This is a genomic window from Bacillus sp. SCT118, assembly GCF_058566435.1.
Genome location: NZ_CP191225.1, coordinates 902,745 through 920,622, shown reverse-complemented (window position 1 = coordinate 920,622; position 17,878 = coordinate 902,745). Strand labels below are relative to the sequence as shown.

Genomic DNA, 17,878 nt, shown 5'->3' with positions numbered 1-17,878 from the left:
AGATGCCAATGTTCACAATGGATGACCTGAACCAAATGGACACACAAACACTGACAGGCACACTTGGTTCTATTTTTGAACACTCTTCATGGATTGCGGAGAGATCCGCAGCACTACGGCCGTTTTCGTCCCTTTCTGATCTTCACCGCAAAATGACTGGCATAGTAAAAGCCGCGGATCGCGAGACACAGCTTGATTTAATCAAAAAGCATCCCCGGCTCGGAACAAAGAAAACAATGAGCGATGACTCGGTACGAGAGCAGCAGAACGCGGGGCTCAGCAAATTAGAACAGCAGGAATACGAGGAGTTTCTCATGCTGAATGAACACTATTATGATCGCTTCGGCTTTCCTTTTATTTTAGCGGTGAAGGGAAAGACGAAACAGGACATTCACCAAGCCCTGCTGGCAAGGCTTGAGAGCGAACGAGAAACGGAGTTCCAGCAGGCCCTTATAGAAATTTACCGAATCGCCCGCTTTCGTCTGGCTGACATCATCACTGAAAAAGGAGAGACGCAAATGAAAAGAACCATGTCTTATGGCAAAGGAAATGTATTTGCATACCGAACGTTTTTAAAACCGCTCACTGGAGTGAAGCAAATCCCAGAATCATCTTTTGCCGGGAGAAGCAATACCGTTGTCGGCGTTGATGTGACATGCGAAATTGGCGGAGAAGCCTTCCTGCCATCATTTACAGACGGAGACAATACTCTCGTCGTGGCAACGGATTCAATGAAAAACTTTATCCAGCGCCATCTCGCATCCTATGAAGGAACGACAACCGAGGGGTTCCTACACTATGTAGCTCACCGATTTTTAGATACCTATTCTCATATGGACAAGATCACTCTGACTGGCGAAGACATTCCGTTTGAAGCAATGCCTGCATACGAGGAGAAAGAGCTCAGCACAAGCCGCCTCGTCTTCAGAAGATCGCGTAATGAACGAAGCCGCTCTTTGCTGAAAGCAGAACGAAGCGGGAATACCATAACGATTACAGAGCAATACAGCGAAATCATGGATCTTCAGCTCGTCAAGGTGAGCGGCAACTCCTTCGTCGGCTTCATCCGGGACGAATATACGACTCTTCCCGAAGACGGCAACCGCCCGCTGTTTGTCTATTTAAACATCAGCTGGCAATATGAAAATACAAATGACGCATACGCTTCTGATCCAGCCCGCTACGTCGCGGCTGAACAAGTCCGCGACTTGGCAAGCACCGTTTTTCACGAGCTCGAAACCCCTTCAATCCAAAACTTAATCTATCATATCGGCTGCAGAATATTAGCAAGGTTCCCGCAGCTCACTGATGTCAGCTTCCAATCTCAAAATCACACGTGGGATGCGGTTGTCGTAGAAATCCCGGGCTCACAAGGAAAAGTCTACACCGAACCGCGCCCGCCATACGGTTTCCAACATTTTACCGTGACAAGAGAAGACGCCGAGAAAGAAAAACAGAAAACCGCTGAAAAATGTCGGAGCCTGAAAGCCTGATGGGAAAGCTGACAACCCATATTTTAGATTTAACCTGCGGCAAACCAGCGGCGAACGTAAAAATTGAATTGAAGCGGCTGGGCGAAAGTATTATGAAAGAGGTTTACACTAACAATGACGGCAGAGCCAATGTCCCTCTGCTGGCTGGTGAAGAGCTGGTGTCCGGAGAGTATGTGATGGAATTTCATGCAGGAGACTATTTTGCGAATAAAAACGTGAATACGGTCGACCAGCCATTTTTAACCATAGTCACCGTCCGTTTTCAGCTTTCAGATCCAGATGCACATTATCATATCCCGCTCTTGCTGTCGCCGTTTGGATATCAGGTGTATAGGGGGAGTTAAGAAGGAAGCCCGCCGGTGAGGCGGGTTTCTATTTGCACTTCAATAAACTTTTGATCCTAAGACAGTACTTGCAGTGATCCCACGCTTAGTGAAACAACAGCTTGAATAAACATTCACCAATATTTTTCAGGATAATTGCTACGAGAAAAACATCCTGTAGTCCTTTCATTTATAAATCGGGGTTTCAAACTAATAAGTCAGCTCTTAGAAGCTTCTCAAAAAAATACTTTGAAGACAATTGCTGCGGTTTTAATCGTTTTGATAATGCGTTCTCTCTTACACCTTTAGACAAAATATTCATTTTTTCTTTTTTAGACTTAAATCTATGTCGAAAATGATCGTTTGGCATATCTTATACTATCTCCACTAAAGGAGGTGACATTATGGGATTCTACAATTCTGGTGGATATAGTGGAAACTCTGGTTACTCAAACGGTTTCGGGAGCTCCTTCGCTTTGATCGTGGTGCTATTCATTTTGTTGATCATTGTTGGAGCAGCTATCTTTAATTATTAAGTTTAACTTTCCTTGCCTCCGCCGTATCCAACACCTCCCTGTCCGACAGACGCCATAAGAAGTTTTTATGGCGTCTTTGCTATGGATTCACTAATCATTTTCTAATCCAGAAGCTATCAAGTTCTACGAGATTTATCGTGATGTTTCCCACAGCGCTTCTGCGTCTTGACCGCGCTGTCTGACTGAGGCTAAAAAAGTCCGGCTTTTAAAAGCCGGACTCCCGTCTACCCCCGTTCAACTCTCTTCTAATCCTGCAAGCTGACCGCATAATCCCGCCATACCCGGTACACCGGCACAAATTCCCCGCCAGCCCTTCTTCTATATCTTCGTCAGAAGGTTGAGGGGTTTCCCGAAACAGAGCTTTAAGCGCAATTATCATTCCTGGGGTACAGTAGCCGCATTGGAAGCCTCCTTCTTCCAGAAAAGCGGTTTGGCAGATATCCAGTTCCTCTTTTTGTACGCCCTCGATTGTTGTAATGGAGTGGCCGTCCACTTGGTAAGCCATGGTCATACACGCATTGGCCAGTTTTCCGTCGATTAAAATAGAGCAGGCTCCGCAGCGGCCGATTCCGCAGGACACCTTTGTCCCGGTCAGCTGAAATTCCTTTCTAAGCAGGTCACTCAGATGTGTCGTAGGAACGGCAGCAACCTCCCGCTCCTGTCCATTCACGGTCATTCGGAACTGTTCCTTTTTTACAGGAAATGGCCCGGCCTCTTTTACGTCCATTGCTTCAGCCCCTTTCTGTCTATCGCTTCAAGCAGCTCTTCTCTTGAAATCGGCAGCTTATTAATCCAACATCCGACTGCATCATGTACTGCCTTTACAATCGCCGGAGTGATGGCGATCGTTCCGATTTCGCCAACACCGCGCGGTCCATATGCGTCACCCTTCATTAGTTCTTCTATTGCGATCACCTTCATGTTAGGAACGTCTTTAACTCCAGGGATCAAATAGTGATCTAAATTTTCCGCGGCATAACGGCCGTCCGTCATTTTGGCTTCCTCCATCAGTGTGTAGCCGAGTGCCATGGCAGCGCCGCCTTCAATTTGACCTCGATAACCCTGCGGACTGACAACCGGACCTGCCGCAATAGCATGCTCACAATCTATCACTTTGACATCGCCTGTTAACAGATCTACCTCCACCTCAACGGCAGCCGCTCCAAATGAGTAGAGGAAATGGCCGCCCACCACAGGATCAGGCGTTGTTGGAAAGTCAAAGGCCGTTTCCTCTGCCAAAGGGCCTTTTTCAGCCAGCTCCTTATACGTCACCACGAGCGCCTTTGTGTTTTTGTCACGCAAGCCTGCAGCGCCGGGAATAAGGTTTTCCGCTGAACAGCCGTTCCATTCTGCCGCCCTTTTTTTCAACTGAGCTAGAAACGGCTTCTTCAAACGCTGGATCGCGTGCCACACCATGCTTGTGCCGCGGGATGCTGTGGAGGAGCCTGACTTCGGCACTTTTGCGGTATCCCCAATAACAATGGAAATATCTTCTGCGGCACAACCCAGCTCCTCCATGACAATATGTTCAATCGCTGCTAGAATCCCCTGTCCGCATTCTTCAAATCCGAACGATGCTGTGATTTTGCCTTCACTCGAAAGGGACAAACGGCCTCCTGCCGCATCCATTCGGCCATATCCCAGCCCGCCGCCGTGCATTGTAATTGCCGCTCCCGTGCCTCTTTGCAGATACCCGCAGTTCCGGCTTGTTCTTGTAAGAATGGGAGATTTAGATATGGCATTCAACACCTGCGCCGCTCCGTCAGTTGGTGCAATTCGATGCTCAAGCGGTCCCAAGTCATGCGGTTTTCTGATATTTTTTCTTCTCAGCTCCAGCGGGTCGATGCCGAGCATGCCGCTGAGACGATCGAGATGGGTTTCGAGTGCAAATGTGATTTGATTGCCGCCAAAGCCTCGGAATTCCCCCGCCACCCCGTTGTTCGTAAATACTGATATTCCTTCAGTCCGGATATTCGGAATACGGTACGGCCCCGCGGCATGCTCGACAGAAAAATCAAGAACAGCCGGTCCGAGCGTAGCATATGCGCCTGTGTCCGCCACAATTTTCACGTCATGCGCCAATAGATTTCCCGAATGATCCGCACCCGTTTTTATCGTAATCTTCATCGGATGGCGCTTAATGCCAGAACGTACAGATTCCTTTCGTGTCTGATGGATTTTGACAGGACGTCCGCTTTTCAGTGACAAAAGCGCGGCATACGGCTGAATATTCAGCTCATCCTTCCCTCCGAACGAGCCGCCCATCGGACTTGACACAATCCTTATCTTCTCTTCAGGAATGTCAAAAATACGGGCAAGCTGGAAACGGTCTTTATAGCCGTGCTGGGTTCCTGCATACATCGTAAAACCCCCGTCGTCTTCCGGAACGGCTACGCCTCCCTCCGTTTCCATATACGTATGCATCTGCCGCGGCAGCTCATAGGTTTCTTCAAGGACTGTGTCAGATGCTTGAAACCCTTCTTCCACATCGCCGTTTAAAAAAAATGCGTGGTGCAGGATATTCCCGTCCTCATGCAGTCTTTGCGCATTCGGCCGAAGCGCTTTTTCTGGTGAATCCATGACTTCCAGCTCTTTATATTCAACGTGAATCAGCTCCAGCGCCGCTTCCGCGATTTCCTCCGATTCTGCAGCAACTGCGACGATCGCATCCCCGACATACCGCACCCTGTCCTCACATAAAACCGGCTGATCAGGAATGACAATGCCAAATCGGTTTAACCCGGGAACGTCTTTATGTGTGACAACGGCCTGCACGCCTTCCATTTTCTCAGCTTTTATGGTGCAAACCGACACAATCTCTGCATGAGGATAAGCACTTCTCAGCACCTTGCCATACAGCATTCCTGGAAAGCTGAGATCGGTCATATATTTCAATTCCCCTGTGACCTTACCCCTTCCATCCGGCCTGACTTTTGACGGTTTGTTGATGATCATTTATTCCCCTCCCTCAGCCATCAGCTCTGCCATGATGACGTTGGCAGCGGCTTTTTTTCTGTATGCCGCTGACATAAAAGCATCTGAGGAAAACGGCAGCTCATGGATAAGTATTTTGTACAGCTCATGCGAGTCCCACCCTGGTGCCATCCATTTCGCTTCACTGTCCAATAATCTCCTAGGAGTGATATCGGCATGGCCAGCGGCGAGGCGAATGCCGCCGTCTTTCAAAAAACGTCCAGCTGCAACAGCAGCCGCTCCTGTAAAAGCCTGGCGCCTTCCAAGCTTGTGATAAAATACACGCTCTCCCTCCGCCCGCGGGATGATGACACGCGTGACGATAGCCGTTCTAAAGTCTTCCTCACTGAGCCAAGCGCTAAGCGGCAGCCTGATTAGCTCCTTTTGATATACGATAAGCTCAGCACTAAGCACAAGCAGAAGCGGAATGAAATCACCTATTTTACTCGCTATGTTGCCGCCAATCGTGGCACGGCTGCGAATCCCCGGTGCAGCGACAGCGGAAGCAGCGTCACTGAAACAGCCAAGCGCGCTCTTGATCAAAGGGTTCTTTCTGCATTCATTCAGTGATGTGAGCGCCCCGATCGACACGTGGGTGTCACTGGCGCTGATCCCTCGCATCTCGTCAATCCCTTCAAGGCTGACAAGGTGCTGTTTCGGTAGAGTTCCTTTGTCCCACAGAAGCTGAAGCAGCGTGCTTCCCGATGCGGCACACACATCCGGAGCAAGCTTCTCTAAAAGCGAATAGGCCTCATCAAGCGCTGCCGGCCTCCATAATTGAATATTCATCCTTGCTTTTGTCACTTGGCCGTTCAAGCCATCGCCCTCCTTACCATGTCATATTCCTCGGGTGTATCAATATCGTCCAACTCGCCGCTATCCTTTGCCTCCAAAACCGCTCCTGCTCCAAGCTGTCCGCTTTTCAGGAGCCTGCGAGCCCCTTCATCTCCCGTTAACCCCTTTACATAAGGAAAACAAGCCGACGAGAAGTAGATTGGCGGGGTGAACGCCCCTAAAAACGATGACACGGCAAATGACTCAGGAGCCAGTGCCATAAGGGCATTGAGATGATCGACGGAAAGCTGAGGCTGGTCGGCTAACAAAATGACAACGCCGTCCGCCCCCATGCTTTCTGCTTTTCTCACCCCGCTGCTGACTGAATGCCCCTGACCCTTTTCTGCGTCTTGGCAAACGTGCAGGCTCCAGCGTTTTTGAAAAGGCGGAGCGTGATACGGCGCTCCTATCCACTCAAGGGAAGCATGTTCTGTCAGCTCGACGACCAGCACGTGATCAAGGCGGGACGACAGAGCAGTTTTCAAAGAAAGTGAGCCGATGTTTTCTCCTTTTAGCGGCAAAGCCAGCTTGTTTTGACCCATTCTTCTGCTTTTGCCGGCAGCGAGAAACACGCCGATCAGATAGGGGTTTCTCATACAACCGCCAGCCGTTTTCTTGTTTGAATAATTTCTGCAACTACACTTACCGCAATTTCCTCGGGACCTTCCGCACCGATTTTCAGCCCGACCGGACTGTAAAAGTGAGACGGAGGATGTTTTCCGTTCAGTAGCCGTTTCGTGCGGTTTGCCGAACCCAAGAGTCCAATATAATGGAGGTTTTGAGAAAATAAGAAGTTGATGATCGTTTGATCGTGCTCATAATGATGGGTTGCCACAACAGCTGCATCATGCGGAAAAAATTGAAATTCGCTAAGCATTTGTTCCGGAAAAGCGATGATCAGCTGATCCGCTTTTGGAAAAAGAGAGGATGTACAATAAGCGGGCCGCCAATCCGTCACGATAACAGAAAACCCTGTGTCAGCCGCCAAATTGGCCAGCGGTACAGTATCCGGTCCCGCTCCAAACAGAATGAGACGCGGCTTCGGTTCAATTCGCTGAATAAACATGTTAGTGGGTGGATCGAAATGCGGTAAATGAAGCGTTGAAACAGCACGTTGAATATCTTGCAGAGGCGCGTCCGGCCAGTTCCCAAAATGCCCGTTCTCCGTCAGAAATAAATAATGGGAGGATCCAATTTTTATAACGGAAGTGACAGCTTTGCCTGAATGAAGGCAGTCCCTCACTTTCTCATAGTGCCGCCTTTTTTCCAGAGTGATTCGCTCTGCATGAACATGAATAATGCCATTGCACCCGGCTCCCATGCCCCAAGAAAGATCGTCCTCCGACCGCATGTCGTAGGGAATCAGCGCTGATGTGAGCTGTTCGCCCAGCGCACTGATTCTTTGGAATACATCTTCTTCCACACACCCGCCGCTCAGCAAGCCAATCCGCTTGCCATTTTTCCTAAAGAGCATAGAAGCACCTGCTTTTCGATATGCGGAGCCTTCAACCTGAACAATGGTCGCCAGCACAGCCCCCTCCTGGTCTTCCAGAAGCGCGTCTAACACCGTGTGAAAATTTCCCAATGCTGCATCCTCCTCTCGAAAAAAACAACTAATTCAGCGTTTTATGGGTAACTTGTATAAAGAATAGACGATGGAAGAAAAAATGACTCATGATTTGTCAGAAAATAAAACACATAGAAAGAGGATTTGTAAAAAGAGTCAAACGAAGAAAATCAGATTGGAGAAAACACGAAATCATATCGTTAAAAAGCTTGCGGAACTCCGCAAGCTTTTCTTTACACCGCTGCCTGGCGGCCAGCGTTTTCATACACATCCAGCGCTGCTTGGAGCGCTTTTCCTGCTTCGATTCCTGCGTTATGTCTGAGAAGCACAGCCTCTAACCCGGCAAGCACGAATAGCACGTTTTCTTTTCTGCAGCTGTACCCCATCGTGCCGATTCTCCAGATCTTCCCTGCGAGCGGGCCGAATGAGCTGGCAATTTCAATCCCGAATTGTGCCAGCAGCATGTCACGGACAGACTCGCCGTCAATGCCGCCGGGAATTTCGACACAGGTGACAACAGGCATTTTGCAGCTGTCATCTCCAAACAATCTTAGCCCCATTGCCTCTATCCCTGCTGCTAATGCGGCTTCATGGTGCCGATGCCGCTCGAAACGTGTCTCAAGACCTTCTTCAAGCACCAGTCTGACTCCCTCACGTAAGGCGTACAGCATCGTCGTCGCTTCTGTATGATGATTGAGCCGTCTTTCGCTCCAATAATCCTCAAGCTGGCTCAAATCAAAGTAGTTGCTTGTGATCGGCCGATTTCCCAAAAGCGCTTCCCTGTCAGCTTGTGTCGCAATCCCCCGCTCCACCTTTTTGCGGGCTGCAATCACGTCCGCCACCCGCTCATTATATGTAATCGGCGCCATTCCTGAAGGCACAGATAAACATTTTTGCGTTCCGCCGATGGCAGCGTCAATCTTCCATTCATCGACTTTAACCTCGCAGCCCCCAATCGTTGCGACTGCATCGACGATAAACAATGCATCCTCGGTGCGGCAGGCTTCGCCGATGGCTTTCAGCGGGTGAATCCGTCCTGTCGATGTTTCTCCATGCACCATTGCCACAATTTTCGGCTTCACTTTTTTTATCTCCCGTATGATGTCCTCCGGGTCAAAAACCGTTCCCCATTCGCTCTCAAGCATATGAACATTTGCCCCATATCGCTCGGCGATTTCAGTCAGCAAATAACCGAAACGGCCGTAAATGGGAATGAGCACATCATCTTCCGGCTCTATCACACTAGCCAGCACTGCTTCAATTCCCGCCCGTGAAGTGCCGTCAATCGGGTATGCCCAGTGGTTTTTTGTTTGGAACAGCTCCCGAAGCATCTCCATCGTTTCATTCATAATACCTGTAAACGCCGGATCAAATTGGCCGACAACCGGGGTGCTCATTACTCTTAATACACGCGGATCAACCTCAACAGGCCCCGGCGTCATAATCGTTCTTAACGGGGTGCATAATTCTCTTCTGCCTGACACAGCCATTCCTCCTTCAGTAAGCCAGTTTGTATAATAAATCAGTCAGTGCGCGGACGCCGATCTCAAGCTGTCTGGCTGACGTATATTCCTTCGGTGAGTGGCTGACACCGCCTCGGCTTGGCACAAACAGCATACAAGCAGGATAGCGCCTTCCGATCATTTGCGCGTCATGCCCTGCTCCGCTCACCATTCCCTCACAGCTGAAGCCGTTTTCTAATGCTGTTTCAAAAGCCGCAGCCTTCAGCCTTTCGTCCATCGGCACAGGCTCTATCCGCATATATTCATCAATCACGGCGCGAATTCCTTTTTGATGGCAAATGCCATTGATCAAAGCAACCATGTCTTGATGAAACTGCTCCAGCACATGCTGATGCTGATGGCGAATATCGATTGAAAACTGGACGCGGCCCGGTATGACATTGGCTACATTGGGCTCTGCCGTTATTTTTCCGCATGTCAGACGGAGCTCCTCCGGCAGCTCCTCCGACCGCAGCAGCAGCTCATGAATGATACGGCTGCTGGCTGCGAGCGGGTCCTTGCGCCATTTCATGGAGGTGGTTCCCGCATGATTGCATTCCCCCTCCAGCGTGACGAGATATCGCCTCTGCCCCGCAATGCTTGTCACAATCCCGAGATCCCGTCCTGACATTTCCAATGTCTGTCCCTGTTCAATATGGAGCTCAACAAAAGCGCTGATATCTGTCCGATATGCTGCCTGAAACACACCTTTGCCAAAACCGTTCTCATGCATCGCATGTTGCAGCGAGACTCCTGATTCGTCTCTTGGCTCTGCTCCATCCTGTAATGAAAAAACACCCGTCATATTCCCTGATCCCCAGTAGGTCATTGGAAAACGGCTGCCCTCCTCCTCACATAAGGATACCGCTTCGAGTGTTTTTTTCGGCGATCCATATGTCTCTTTGAGCCGCTTTATCGCAAGCATTGCCGCCAGAACACCATAGGCGCCGTCGTATTTTCCCCCATTGATGACAGTATCGATATGTGAACCGGTTACAATGACTTCATCCGGAGACTGGGTGCCCGAAAGCCTTCCAAACACATTGCCGACATCGTCGAATCTTGTGTCAAGCCCGAAAGAAGACATTTCCGTTTTCACAGCAAGCTGTGCGTCCATCCACTCTTTTGTGTATAAAAGCCTCGTTACGCCGCCATCCGCAGACGCACCGTATTGGGCGAGCCATTCAATATAATCTGTGATGCTGTTTTTTACTGAAAGCTTCTGCTTTTCCATGTACTCCCCCCTCTGGCCGCTATGGTGACTTCATTATAGAAGGAGGAACATGATAGTTCATTGACAGATTAACCAAAAAAACGTTTATTTTTTAGTCACAGTATCTATCCAGCAACCAGATTCACCCTACATGTCACAACTATTTTGATGTAAAGGTCAAAAGAAAACACGGTTAGGAAGAGAGCCAGCAAGAGCGAAAGAGAGGGTCAAAATGCCTTTCATATGAACAAGCTCAGCTTGCCGGAGAGGCGATGTTTGCGGTACGGATGAAAACGGAAATGCCGGCAGCTCGCAAAAAACAGGACCTAAAGATATGGGAACAGGAGATTTCCGTCTCCTCCAAAGGGACTAATTTACAATTTTAATGAAAAATATACAAAATGACACTTCTATCCTTTATTTCAATTTTAGATAATAGACATGATCTGATAAAAGGAGGGCAAGTGATGACAAAAAAAGCATGGTTTCTGCCGCTCGTCTGTGTATTACTGATTTCCGGATGGCTTGCGCCGGCAGCTTCAGCAAGCGCGCAAACCGCATTAAGCCTTAATGACCGATTGGCGTCTTCCCCTTCAGGAACAGGAAGCCTTCTCTCATTAGCCGCCCCCGCTGCACCCTATGCTGACACAGATACCTATTATGAAGGGGCTGAAGGTAAAACAGGAGACTCGCTAAAAAGCACCCTGCACCGTATTATCAGCGGACACACGATGCTGTCCTACAGCGAAGTGTGGAGCGCGCTGAAAGAAACGGATGAAGACCCGAGAAATCCGAATAACGTCATCCTGCTCTATACGAAAGAATCGCGGTCCAAAAACCTGAACGGCGGCAATGTCGGCGATTGGAACCGCGAGCACGTCTGGGCGAAATCCCATGGCGATTTTGGTACGAGCAAGGGACCTGGTACTGATATTCATCATTTGCGCCCGGCTGATGTTCAAGTGAACAGCGCCAGAGGAAATATGGATTTTGATAATGGCGGCACTGAATATGCGAAGGCACCCGGAAATTATTATGACGGCGATTCATGGGAGCCCCGCGATGATGTGAAAGGCGATGTTGCCCGCATGCTGTTTTACATGGCTGTCCGTTACGAGGGTGATGACGGCTATCCTGATCTTGAGCTTAATGATAAGACAGGCAACGGCTCAGCTCCTTATCATGGCAAACAATCTGTCCTGCTCGAATGGAATAAGCAGGATCCGGTTGACGACCGCGAGCGGAAAAGAAATGAAATCATTTATGAAAAATATCAGCATAACCGCAATCCATTTATCGACCACCCTGAATGGGCGGACGAGATTTGGCCGTAAGAAAAAGGTGCTCCTTTTAAGGAGCACCTTTTTCTAATACACAGCCTCTTCCGTTTCCGCATCGAAAAAGACGACGTGGTCCATTTTCACTGAGAGCTGGATTGAATCGCCTGCATCGATTCGCGTGTTTCCGTCCAGGCGGACCTTGAGCCGCTCGTCCCCAGCCATGACATGCACTATGAGCTCCGAGCCCAGATTTTCATTCACCTCCACCTTCGCTTGAAACACTGAATCAAACAACTGGTCATTTCCTGTCATTTGTGTGATGTGCTCCGGCCGTACACCGGCAATCATCTGTTCTCCGGCATATCCCTTTTCCTTCAGCCGCTTTGCTTTTTCTTCAGGAATATGAAGCCGGATCGAAGAATTTGTGAAAAACAGCTCGCCATGCTGCTGTTCTATGATGCCTTTCAAAAAGTTCATTCCGGGAGAGCCAATGAAGCCTGCGACAAACAAATTGGCCGGGTAATGATAAATGTCATGAGGTTTCGCCACTTGCTGAATTTCCCCTTCATTCATGACGACAATCCGATCTCCCATTGTCATTGCTTCGGTCTGGTCATGCGTGACATAAATGATCGTTGCCTCTAATCGCTGGTGCAGCTTGCTGATTTCTGTCCGCATCGTCACTCTTAGTTTTGCATCCAGATTAGAAAGCGGCTCGTCCATTAAAAAGACCTTCGGCTCCCTCACAATCGATCTGCCAAGCGCCACCCTTTGCCGCTGCCCGCCGGAGAGCGCCTTTGGTTTTCTCTTCAGCAAATGTTCAATTTCTAAAATTCTGGCTGCCGCATGAACCCGCTCGGCAATTTCCTGTTTCGCCATCTTTCTGAGCTTTAATCCAAACGCCATATTATCAAAAACCGTCATATGCGGATAAAGCGCATAGTTCTGGAATACCATCGCAATATCACGTTCTTTCGGCGGAAGATCATTGACCCGCTCCCCATCAATAAGAAGATTTCCTTCAGAAATGCTTTCTAATCCAGCCACCATCCGCAGCGTTGTTGATTTTCCGCATCCTGACGGCCCCACCAGCACCAAAAGCTCCTTATCCTTTACATCTAAATCAAAGTCCTTCACGGTTAATTGTAAGTGATATGATTTTTTGATGTGTTCAAATGTTAATGAAGCCATCAGAAAAGTCCCCCTATCTTTTGACCCGTTATTTCGTCACTGGAAACAACTTGGTCTTTCTGTTATTTTTAGAGTAATCGATTCCTATTTTTGCTATATTTCTAAAATAAAAAATGTAAATTTGTATTATAACGTCATAATACATTATAATATAAATAATAGGTTAAAAGGAGGCTACTCTTTGTTAAACAACGGAAGTTCTACACCTTTATACATTCAGCTAAAACAAATCATCACTGATGACATCAAAAAGGGCGTGTATTCCCCAACCGCCAAGCTGCCTACCGAAAACGAGCTTTGCACCAAGTATAACGTCAGCCGCATCACCGTCAGGAAAGCCATTCTCGATTTAGTCGAAGAAGGCTATCTGATCAGGCAGCAGGGAAAGGGAACGTTCGTTAAAAGCCCTAAATTAAAACGAGAGCTGATCGCTGTAAACGGCTACTCGGAATTTATGGAATCAACCGGCAAAAAACCGAAGCATCATGTGCTGTCCCATGACATCATTCCAGCGTCAAAACCCATCGCTGAAAAGCTTCAAATCCATCCCGAGAGCCCTGTCGTTGAATTAAAACGGATTTTATATAATGATGATCAGCCTCTCACCTTTGAAGTGACGCATTATCCGCTTGATTTGTTTCCCGGCATTGATACCTTTATTGCTGACGGCGTCTCCATGCATGATATTTTGAAACAGCAGTACAAAGTTGTACCCACGCACAATACGAAGCTATTAAACGTTGTATATGCCCAACAGGAGGAAAGCAAATACCTGGATTGTGATATCGGGGATGCGCTGTTTGAAATTGATAAAACGGCTTTTACATCAAACGACCAGCCAATCTATTGCTCATTGTTTTTGATGCACACAAACCGTGTCACTTTTACCATCAACAGCCCCTACACATAACAGGCATAAAAAACGAGACACTGCTTATAGTATTCTCGTTTTTTCACTGCTTCCCCCGTCCTCCAAGCGATAAGGATAGCCATAGCCGAAAGCACCGTACACACCGCATGTTTTCGCAGCCGTTTCGGCGGCTTGGCGCAAAGCGTACGTTATATCCTGCTTCACGCAAAAGGCAGTCAAAAAGCCTGCTATAAAAGAATCTCCCGCTCCAAGTGTATCTATTATATCAGTTTCCACAATCGGCTGATGATAGACTCGCTCACCCGCAGACAGGATTGCTCCTTGGCCCCCTCGGGTCATACAAACCATTTTGGCTCCGTACCCATGAGCTGTTTTGGCAAGCTCACCGCATTCCGACTCACTCAAATCGCTTCCTGAAAAAAACGCATACGTCACATAAGGACAGACCCTCCTCAAATAATCATCCTCCCGATTGGTTGAAAAATCAAATGAGACAGGGACAAGCCCGCACAGCTGCGGAAGATCGTTCTCAAGCCTGCTGTACACGCTCGTATGCAGCAGATCATGCCCGCTGATAAAAGATACATCTTTCTCCTGAAACGCGAGGCGAAGCCGAGACTGAATGCCGCCTTTATTTGATCTGACAAAAATGCGGTCCCCCTGTTCATCAAGGGTGACAATCGCCATCCCGTTTTCTCCGTGCGCCTGGCGAATATAATCTGCATTAACCTGCTCCAGCTTGAGAACGTTCAACAGATGCGCCGCGGCTTCGTCATTGCCGACGATTCCGATATAGGAAGACTCATGCCCGAGCCGCTTGGCAAGCACAGCAACGTTTAAGGCATTTCCTCCCGGGTAAAATGTTTCTTGATCCTGGTAGTAATCTACAACATTATCTCCAACCGCAATCAATTTCATAGCGCTTCCTCCTTTATCCTTTTACACTGCCGCTTGCAATCCCGCGGACAAAATATTTCTGCATCAATAAAAATAGAATAATAATCGGCGCGGCTGAAATCGTTAACCCCGCCAGCAGGACGCCCCAGTCTGTCTGCAGCGCGTCTCTGAACTGCATCAGCCCGGCTGGAATGGTCCGCAAATTCTCATCATCTATGAAAATAATCGCAAACATAAACTCATTCCATGTATGGTAAGCCGTCAAAATGCCGGATGTCACCAAAATCGGCACGCTCATTGGTAAGAAAATTCTGAAAAATACTCCAAAACTTGTACACCCATCCAAATAGGCCGCCTCCTCCAATTCTTTGGAAATAGAAAGAAAATAAGAGCGGATCAAAATGATGGTGAATGGGATCCGATAAGCCGCATACGGCAGGATTAACGCCCAATACGTATTGTACAGGCCAAGCGACTGAATAATAGAATAAAGCGGCACAAGACTGACCTGCGGCGTCAGCATCAATCCGCCAAGACATAGTACCAAAAAGAATCCTTTTCCTTTAAACTCAAACCGGGAAAGGCCATACGCTGCCCATGCACTGATAAAGACAGTGATCACACACGTCAGCGCCGTAACGATGACACTGTTCATAAAATAAGAAGAAATCCCCTGGTTCCAGGCGGAAACAAAATTTTCCGGATGCCACGAAGACGGCAGCGACCAGCTGTGCTCAAAAATATCGTCAGAGTTTTTAAAGGCGCTCAACACCATCCAGAGAAGCGGATAGGCAATCGCAATCAGATAAAGAAACAGAAAAACCCACACAGACGTTTCTCCGATATACCATTTTCGTCTAGGCTTTCTTTTCACCTCAATGTGCTGGTCAGGCACAGGCTCCAACCTGAACGAATCTGTCTTCTTCTGAGGCAGCATCAGTTACTCCTCCTTTCCGGTTTTAAAGAACTTCATTTGCATGAGCGATAATGCAAGCGTAATGATTAACACGACAGTGGCAATCGCTGAGGCGTAGCCCATCATATCCTTTGTAAAGGCGCTTTTATATAAAAACGTGCTCAAGACTTCTGACGCGTTTCCCGGCCCGCCGCCTGTCAAAATGTACGGCTCATTAAAGACCGTAAAGGCCCCGGTCAGCGTCATGACCACCGCAACAAAAGACATCTCTTTCGTCTGGGGAACAGTAATATGAAAAAACTGCTGAATTTTACCAGCGCCGTCAAGCCGGGCCGCTTCATACAGTTCATCCGGTATTTTTTGAATCGACACGATGTACAGCATCGCAATATAACCGACAGATTGCCACTGGGACACAAAAATGACAGAAAGCATAGCTGTGCTGTCATCCCCGAGCCAGGCCCTCGTCAGCTGATCAAGACCGATGGCCTGAAGCAGCTGATTCAAAAGCCCTGTCTCCGGATTGTAAATAAAATCAAACAAAAGCGCGATCACCGTCATTGAGATGACAACCGGCAAAAAGAAAACGGTACGAAAAAACGGCGACCATTTTCTGACCAGCTTATCCTCAAGCACCGCCGCCAAAATCAAACCGCCAAATACCTGGCATACAATTGAGATCACTGCATAAAGCACATTATTGGTAAGTGCCTGATAAAAGACAGGATCATGAAATAATTCAACATAGTTTTTTAAGCCGATAAACGTTTTTTCCGGAGAAAATGAGCTCCACTGAAACAGGCTGAGGAATACATTCTCAAAAATCGGGATATAAACGAAAAGTAAAAAAACGAGAGCGGGCACCAAAAACAAATAGGGGATTATTTTATTCTGATTGACCAAGGGTATCTCATCTCCTTTATAAAAAGAAAAGGTGCGAAGCTTCACCTTTTCTTTGATTTATTCAGCTGACGCCCTCACCTGCTTTGCTGCCTTTTGAACGGCTTTCATCACCTGCTGCGGTGTCATGTCGCCGCCAAGCATTTGCTGGACGCCCGTTAGGTACGCATCTGCGACTTCAACATCGACATCCATATCAAACCATGGAACCATTGATTTGGCATCAACAATATGCTGAACGGCTTCACGCTGTATGGCTGTTGCATTTTCTTCAGTAGCAGTACCTTGCACTGCACTGTATTTCCCGACATCTTTCACGAGCTTTTCGCCCATTTTTTTCGACGTCAAGAACTGCAAAAATTCCATCGCTTCCTTCGGATGTTTTGTTCTTGAGGAAATCATGAAGCCTTCCGGCGCTCCCGTTAACGCTTCTGAAGATCCTTTTTGTCCGCTGATTTTAGGAAATGGGAACATCCCGAGATTAACCGGTTCAACCAGCTTGATTTCCGCTGTTTCCGCATATATCATCGCCGACTTTTCGCTCTTAAATTGCTGTCTCACATATTCGTGGTCGACGGAGTTTACATGTTTATTAAAATAAGGCATCAGCTCCTGAAGCTTTTCAAGGGCTTTTACATAGCCTTCATCAGTAAATTCACCCGTTTTGGCGTTATAGTCCTTTTCCCGTGTTTTTTCATCGACCATCCGCTGATTAAGCGTGCCGATATAGTGCGAGATTGTCCAAGTCGCCTTTGTTCCGAAGCTGATCGGTGTGTAGCCATGTTCTTTCAGCTTTTTTGACACATCGATTAATTCATCCCACGTCTTCGGGGGATCAAGATTCAGCTTTTGGAAAATGTCTTTATTATAGAAGAATGATTTAGCGTCCATTTGCCACGGCACGCCATATTGCTTGTTTTCATAAGTAAATGGTGTAATTTGCGATTGAACGAGCTGTGATGACCAATCGATGTCATTTTTGTAGTAGGACGAGAGATCAAGTGCTTTATTGCCTCTGATAAATTTAAAAGCAAACTCATCGCTCCAAGAGAAGTAAATGTCAGGAGGGCTGGTGGTTCCCAGCATGACCTTAATTTTATCTTTATAGGAGTCATTTAAAACGGCTTCAATTTGAATATCGATATCTGGGTGTTCTTTTTCAAATTCCTTAACAACCTCTTCAAAATAACTTTTTTCCGGCTCCTTCGGCCATCTGTGGAAAAATTTCAATATCACCTTTCCGTCCGCTGAACTGCTTTGGCTCGAACAGCCTGCAATGGTGAACATACTGACAGCTGCAATGATCAAGAACAACAACATTTTCTTCAAAGGGTTGGCCTCCTCTGGACATTAGACTATAATGTTATATAACATTATAGTCT

Annotated in this window: 17 protein-coding genes and 1 pseudogene; 6 read left to right on the top strand and 12 right to left on the bottom strand. The window is 47.7% G+C overall.

Annotated elements, in window-relative coordinates; genetic code table 11:
- The first annotated feature begins 8 nt into the window (after positions 1-8).
- The 3 genes from pucL to yuzJ all read left to right on the top strand — a co-directional run bounded on the left by pucL (position 9) and on the right by yuzJ (position 2,352).
- The gene (gene pucL / locus ACQVGT_RS04600) at positions 9-1,493 is read left to right on the top strand and encodes a factor-independent urate hydroxylase (RefSeq protein WP_015384565.1); all 1,485 of its coding nucleotides are present in this window, start codon (positions 9-11) and stop codon (positions 1,491-1,493) included.
- The gene (gene uraH, locus ACQVGT_RS04595; protein WP_015384566.1) at positions 1,493-1,837 is read left to right on the top strand and encodes a hydroxyisourate hydrolase; all 345 of its coding nucleotides are present in this window, start codon (positions 1,493-1,495) and stop codon (positions 1,835-1,837) included. Before pucL ends, uraH begins: the two co-directional genes overlap by 1 nt.
- Positions 1,838-2,220: 383 nt before the next feature.
- Positions 2,221-2,352 (top strand): YhzE/YjcZ family sporulation protein YuzJ, encoded by a 132-nt coding sequence (gene yuzJ, locus ACQVGT_RS04590; protein WP_009968115.1) that lies wholly within the window; start codon positions 2,221-2,223, stop codon positions 2,350-2,352.
- 205 nt (positions 2,353-2,557) lie between these two features.
- Here yuzJ and pucE read toward each other — a convergent pair whose 3' ends face one another.
- The 7 genes from pucE to allC all read right to left on the bottom strand — a co-directional run bounded on the left by pucE (position 2,558) and on the right by allC (position 10,462).
- On the bottom strand, positions 2,558-3,079 hold the full coding sequence (pucE, locus tag ACQVGT_RS04585; protein ID WP_015483659.1) for a xanthine dehydrogenase subunit E: 522 nt from the start codon (positions 3,077-3,079) through the stop codon (positions 2,558-2,560).
- Positions 3,070-5,307 (bottom strand): xanthine dehydrogenase subunit D, encoded by a 2,238-nt coding sequence (pucD, locus tag ACQVGT_RS04580; RefSeq protein WP_015384568.1) that lies wholly within the window; start codon positions 5,305-5,307, stop codon positions 3,070-3,072. Before pucD ends, pucE begins: the two co-directional genes overlap by 10 nt.
- Entirely contained in the window at positions 5,308-6,141 is an 834-nt protein-coding gene (gene pucC / locus ACQVGT_RS04575; protein ID WP_015384569.1) for a xanthine dehydrogenase subunit C, read from the bottom strand.
- Positions 6,138-6,755, bottom strand: coding sequence for a xanthine dehydrogenase accessory protein PucB (gene pucB / locus ACQVGT_RS04570; protein WP_015384570.1), 618 nt, complete (start codon positions 6,753-6,755; stop codon positions 6,138-6,140). Before pucB ends, pucC begins: the two co-directional genes overlap by 4 nt.
- Positions 6,752-7,744, bottom strand: a complete 993-nt coding sequence (locus ACQVGT_RS04565; RefSeq protein WP_015483660.1) for an XdhC family protein — start codon at positions 7,742-7,744, stop codon at positions 6,752-6,754. The genes pucB and ACQVGT_RS04565 overlap by 4 nt, the downstream gene beginning before the upstream one ends.
- 215 nt (positions 7,745-7,959) lie before the next feature.
- Positions 7,960-9,210, bottom strand: coding sequence for a (S)-ureidoglycine--glyoxylate transaminase (gene pucG / locus ACQVGT_RS04560; protein ID WP_015483661.1), 1,251 nt, complete (start codon positions 9,208-9,210; stop codon positions 7,960-7,962).
- Between the two features lie 13 nt (positions 9,211-9,223).
- Positions 9,224-10,462, bottom strand: coding sequence for an allantoate deiminase (allC, locus tag ACQVGT_RS04555; protein WP_015384573.1), 1,239 nt, complete (start codon positions 10,460-10,462; stop codon positions 9,224-9,226).
- A gap of 244 nt (positions 10,463-10,706) precedes the next feature.
- Between allC and ACQVGT_RS04550 the strand changes: the two are divergent.
- Together ACQVGT_RS04550 and ACQVGT_RS04545 are read left to right on the top strand one after the other, a co-directional pair.
- Positions 10,707-10,827, top strand: a pseudogene (locus tag ACQVGT_RS04550) (hypothetical protein); the annotation flags it as partial.
- Between the two features lie 81 nt (positions 10,828-10,908).
- On the top strand, positions 10,909-11,775 hold the full coding sequence (locus tag ACQVGT_RS04545; RefSeq protein WP_015483662.1) for an endonuclease I family protein: 867 nt from the start codon (positions 10,909-10,911) through the stop codon (positions 11,773-11,775).
- Positions 11,776-11,808: 33 nt separating this feature from the next.
- Here ACQVGT_RS04545 and ACQVGT_RS04540 read toward each other — a convergent pair whose 3' ends face one another.
- A complete protein-coding gene (locus ACQVGT_RS04540; RefSeq protein WP_015384575.1) occupies positions 11,809-12,912 on the bottom strand; it encodes an ABC transporter ATP-binding protein in 1,104 nt (367 codons plus the stop codon).
- Between the two features lie 181 nt (positions 12,913-13,093).
- Between ACQVGT_RS04540 and frlR the strand changes: the two genes are divergently transcribed.
- Positions 13,094-13,822 (top strand): transcriptional regulator FrlR, encoded by a 729-nt coding sequence (gene frlR / locus ACQVGT_RS04535; protein ID WP_014480777.1) that lies wholly within the window; start codon positions 13,094-13,096, stop codon positions 13,820-13,822.
- Positions 13,823-13,846: 24 nt separating this feature from the next.
- Here the strand turns inward: frlR and frlD are convergent, their stop codons facing one another.
- From frlD to ACQVGT_RS04515, 4 genes are read right to left on the bottom strand one after another with little or no spacing between them, the layout of a single operon-like run.
- Positions 13,847-14,701 (bottom strand): fructosamine kinase FrlD, encoded by an 855-nt coding sequence (gene frlD / locus ACQVGT_RS04530; protein WP_015384577.1) that lies wholly within the window; start codon positions 14,699-14,701, stop codon positions 13,847-13,849.
- 13 nt (positions 14,702-14,714) lie between these two features.
- Positions 14,715-15,617, bottom strand: a complete 903-nt coding sequence (locus ACQVGT_RS04525) for a carbohydrate ABC transporter permease (RefSeq protein WP_015384578.1) — start codon at positions 15,615-15,617, stop codon at positions 14,715-14,717.
- Between the two features lie 3 nt (positions 15,618-15,620).
- A complete protein-coding gene (locus tag ACQVGT_RS04520; RefSeq protein ID WP_014477910.1) occupies positions 15,621-16,499 on the bottom strand; it encodes a carbohydrate ABC transporter permease in 879 nt (292 codons plus the stop codon).
- A 57-nt stretch (positions 16,500-16,556) separates the two neighbouring features.
- The gene (locus tag ACQVGT_RS04515) at positions 16,557-17,825 is read right to left on the bottom strand and encodes an ABC transporter substrate-binding protein (protein ID WP_015483664.1); all 1,269 of its coding nucleotides are present in this window, start codon (positions 17,823-17,825) and stop codon (positions 16,557-16,559) included.
- Positions 17,826-17,878: the final 53 nt, after the last annotated feature.

What these genes read in the sequence shown, in the direction of transcription:
- pucB (WP_015384570.1), bottom strand. Translation starts at nt 6,755, where the DNA reads ATGAGAAACCCCTATCTGATCGGCGTGTTTCTCGCTGCCGGCAAAAGC.
- uraH (WP_015384566.1), top strand. Translation starts at nt 1,493, where the DNA reads ATGGGAAAGCTGACAACCCATATTTTAGATTTAACCTGCGGCAAACCA.
- pucE (WP_015483659.1), bottom strand. Translation starts at nt 3,079, where the DNA reads ATGGACGTAAAAGAGGCCGGGCCATTTCCTGTAAAAAAGGAACAGTTC.
- frlD (WP_015384577.1), bottom strand. Translation starts at nt 14,701, where the DNA reads ATGAAATTGATTGCGGTTGGAGATAATGTTGTAGATTACTACCAGGAT.
- allC (WP_015384573.1), bottom strand. Translation starts at nt 10,462, where the DNA reads ATGGAAAAGCAGAAGCTTTCAGTAAAAAACAGCATCACAGATTATATT.
- pucL (WP_015384565.1), top strand. Translation starts at nt 9, where the DNA reads ATGTTCACAATGGATGACCTGAACCAAATGGACACACAAACACTGACA.
- ACQVGT_RS04545 (WP_015483662.1), top strand. Translation starts at nt 10,909, where the DNA reads ATGACAAAAAAAGCATGGTTTCTGCCGCTCGTCTGTGTATTACTGATT.
- pucD (WP_015384568.1), bottom strand. Translation starts at nt 5,307, where the DNA reads ATGATCATCAACAAACCGTCAAAAGTCAGGCCGGATGGAAGGGGTAAG.
- yuzJ (WP_009968115.1), top strand. Translation starts at nt 2,221, where the DNA reads ATGGGATTCTACAATTCTGGTGGATATAGTGGAAACTCTGGTTACTCA.
- ACQVGT_RS04540 (WP_015384575.1), bottom strand. Translation starts at nt 12,912, where the DNA reads ATGGCTTCATTAACATTTGAACACATCAAAAAATCATATCACTTACAA.
- ACQVGT_RS04525 (WP_015384578.1), bottom strand. Translation starts at nt 15,617, where the DNA reads ATGCTGCCTCAGAAGAAGACAGATTCGTTCAGGTTGGAGCCTGTGCCT.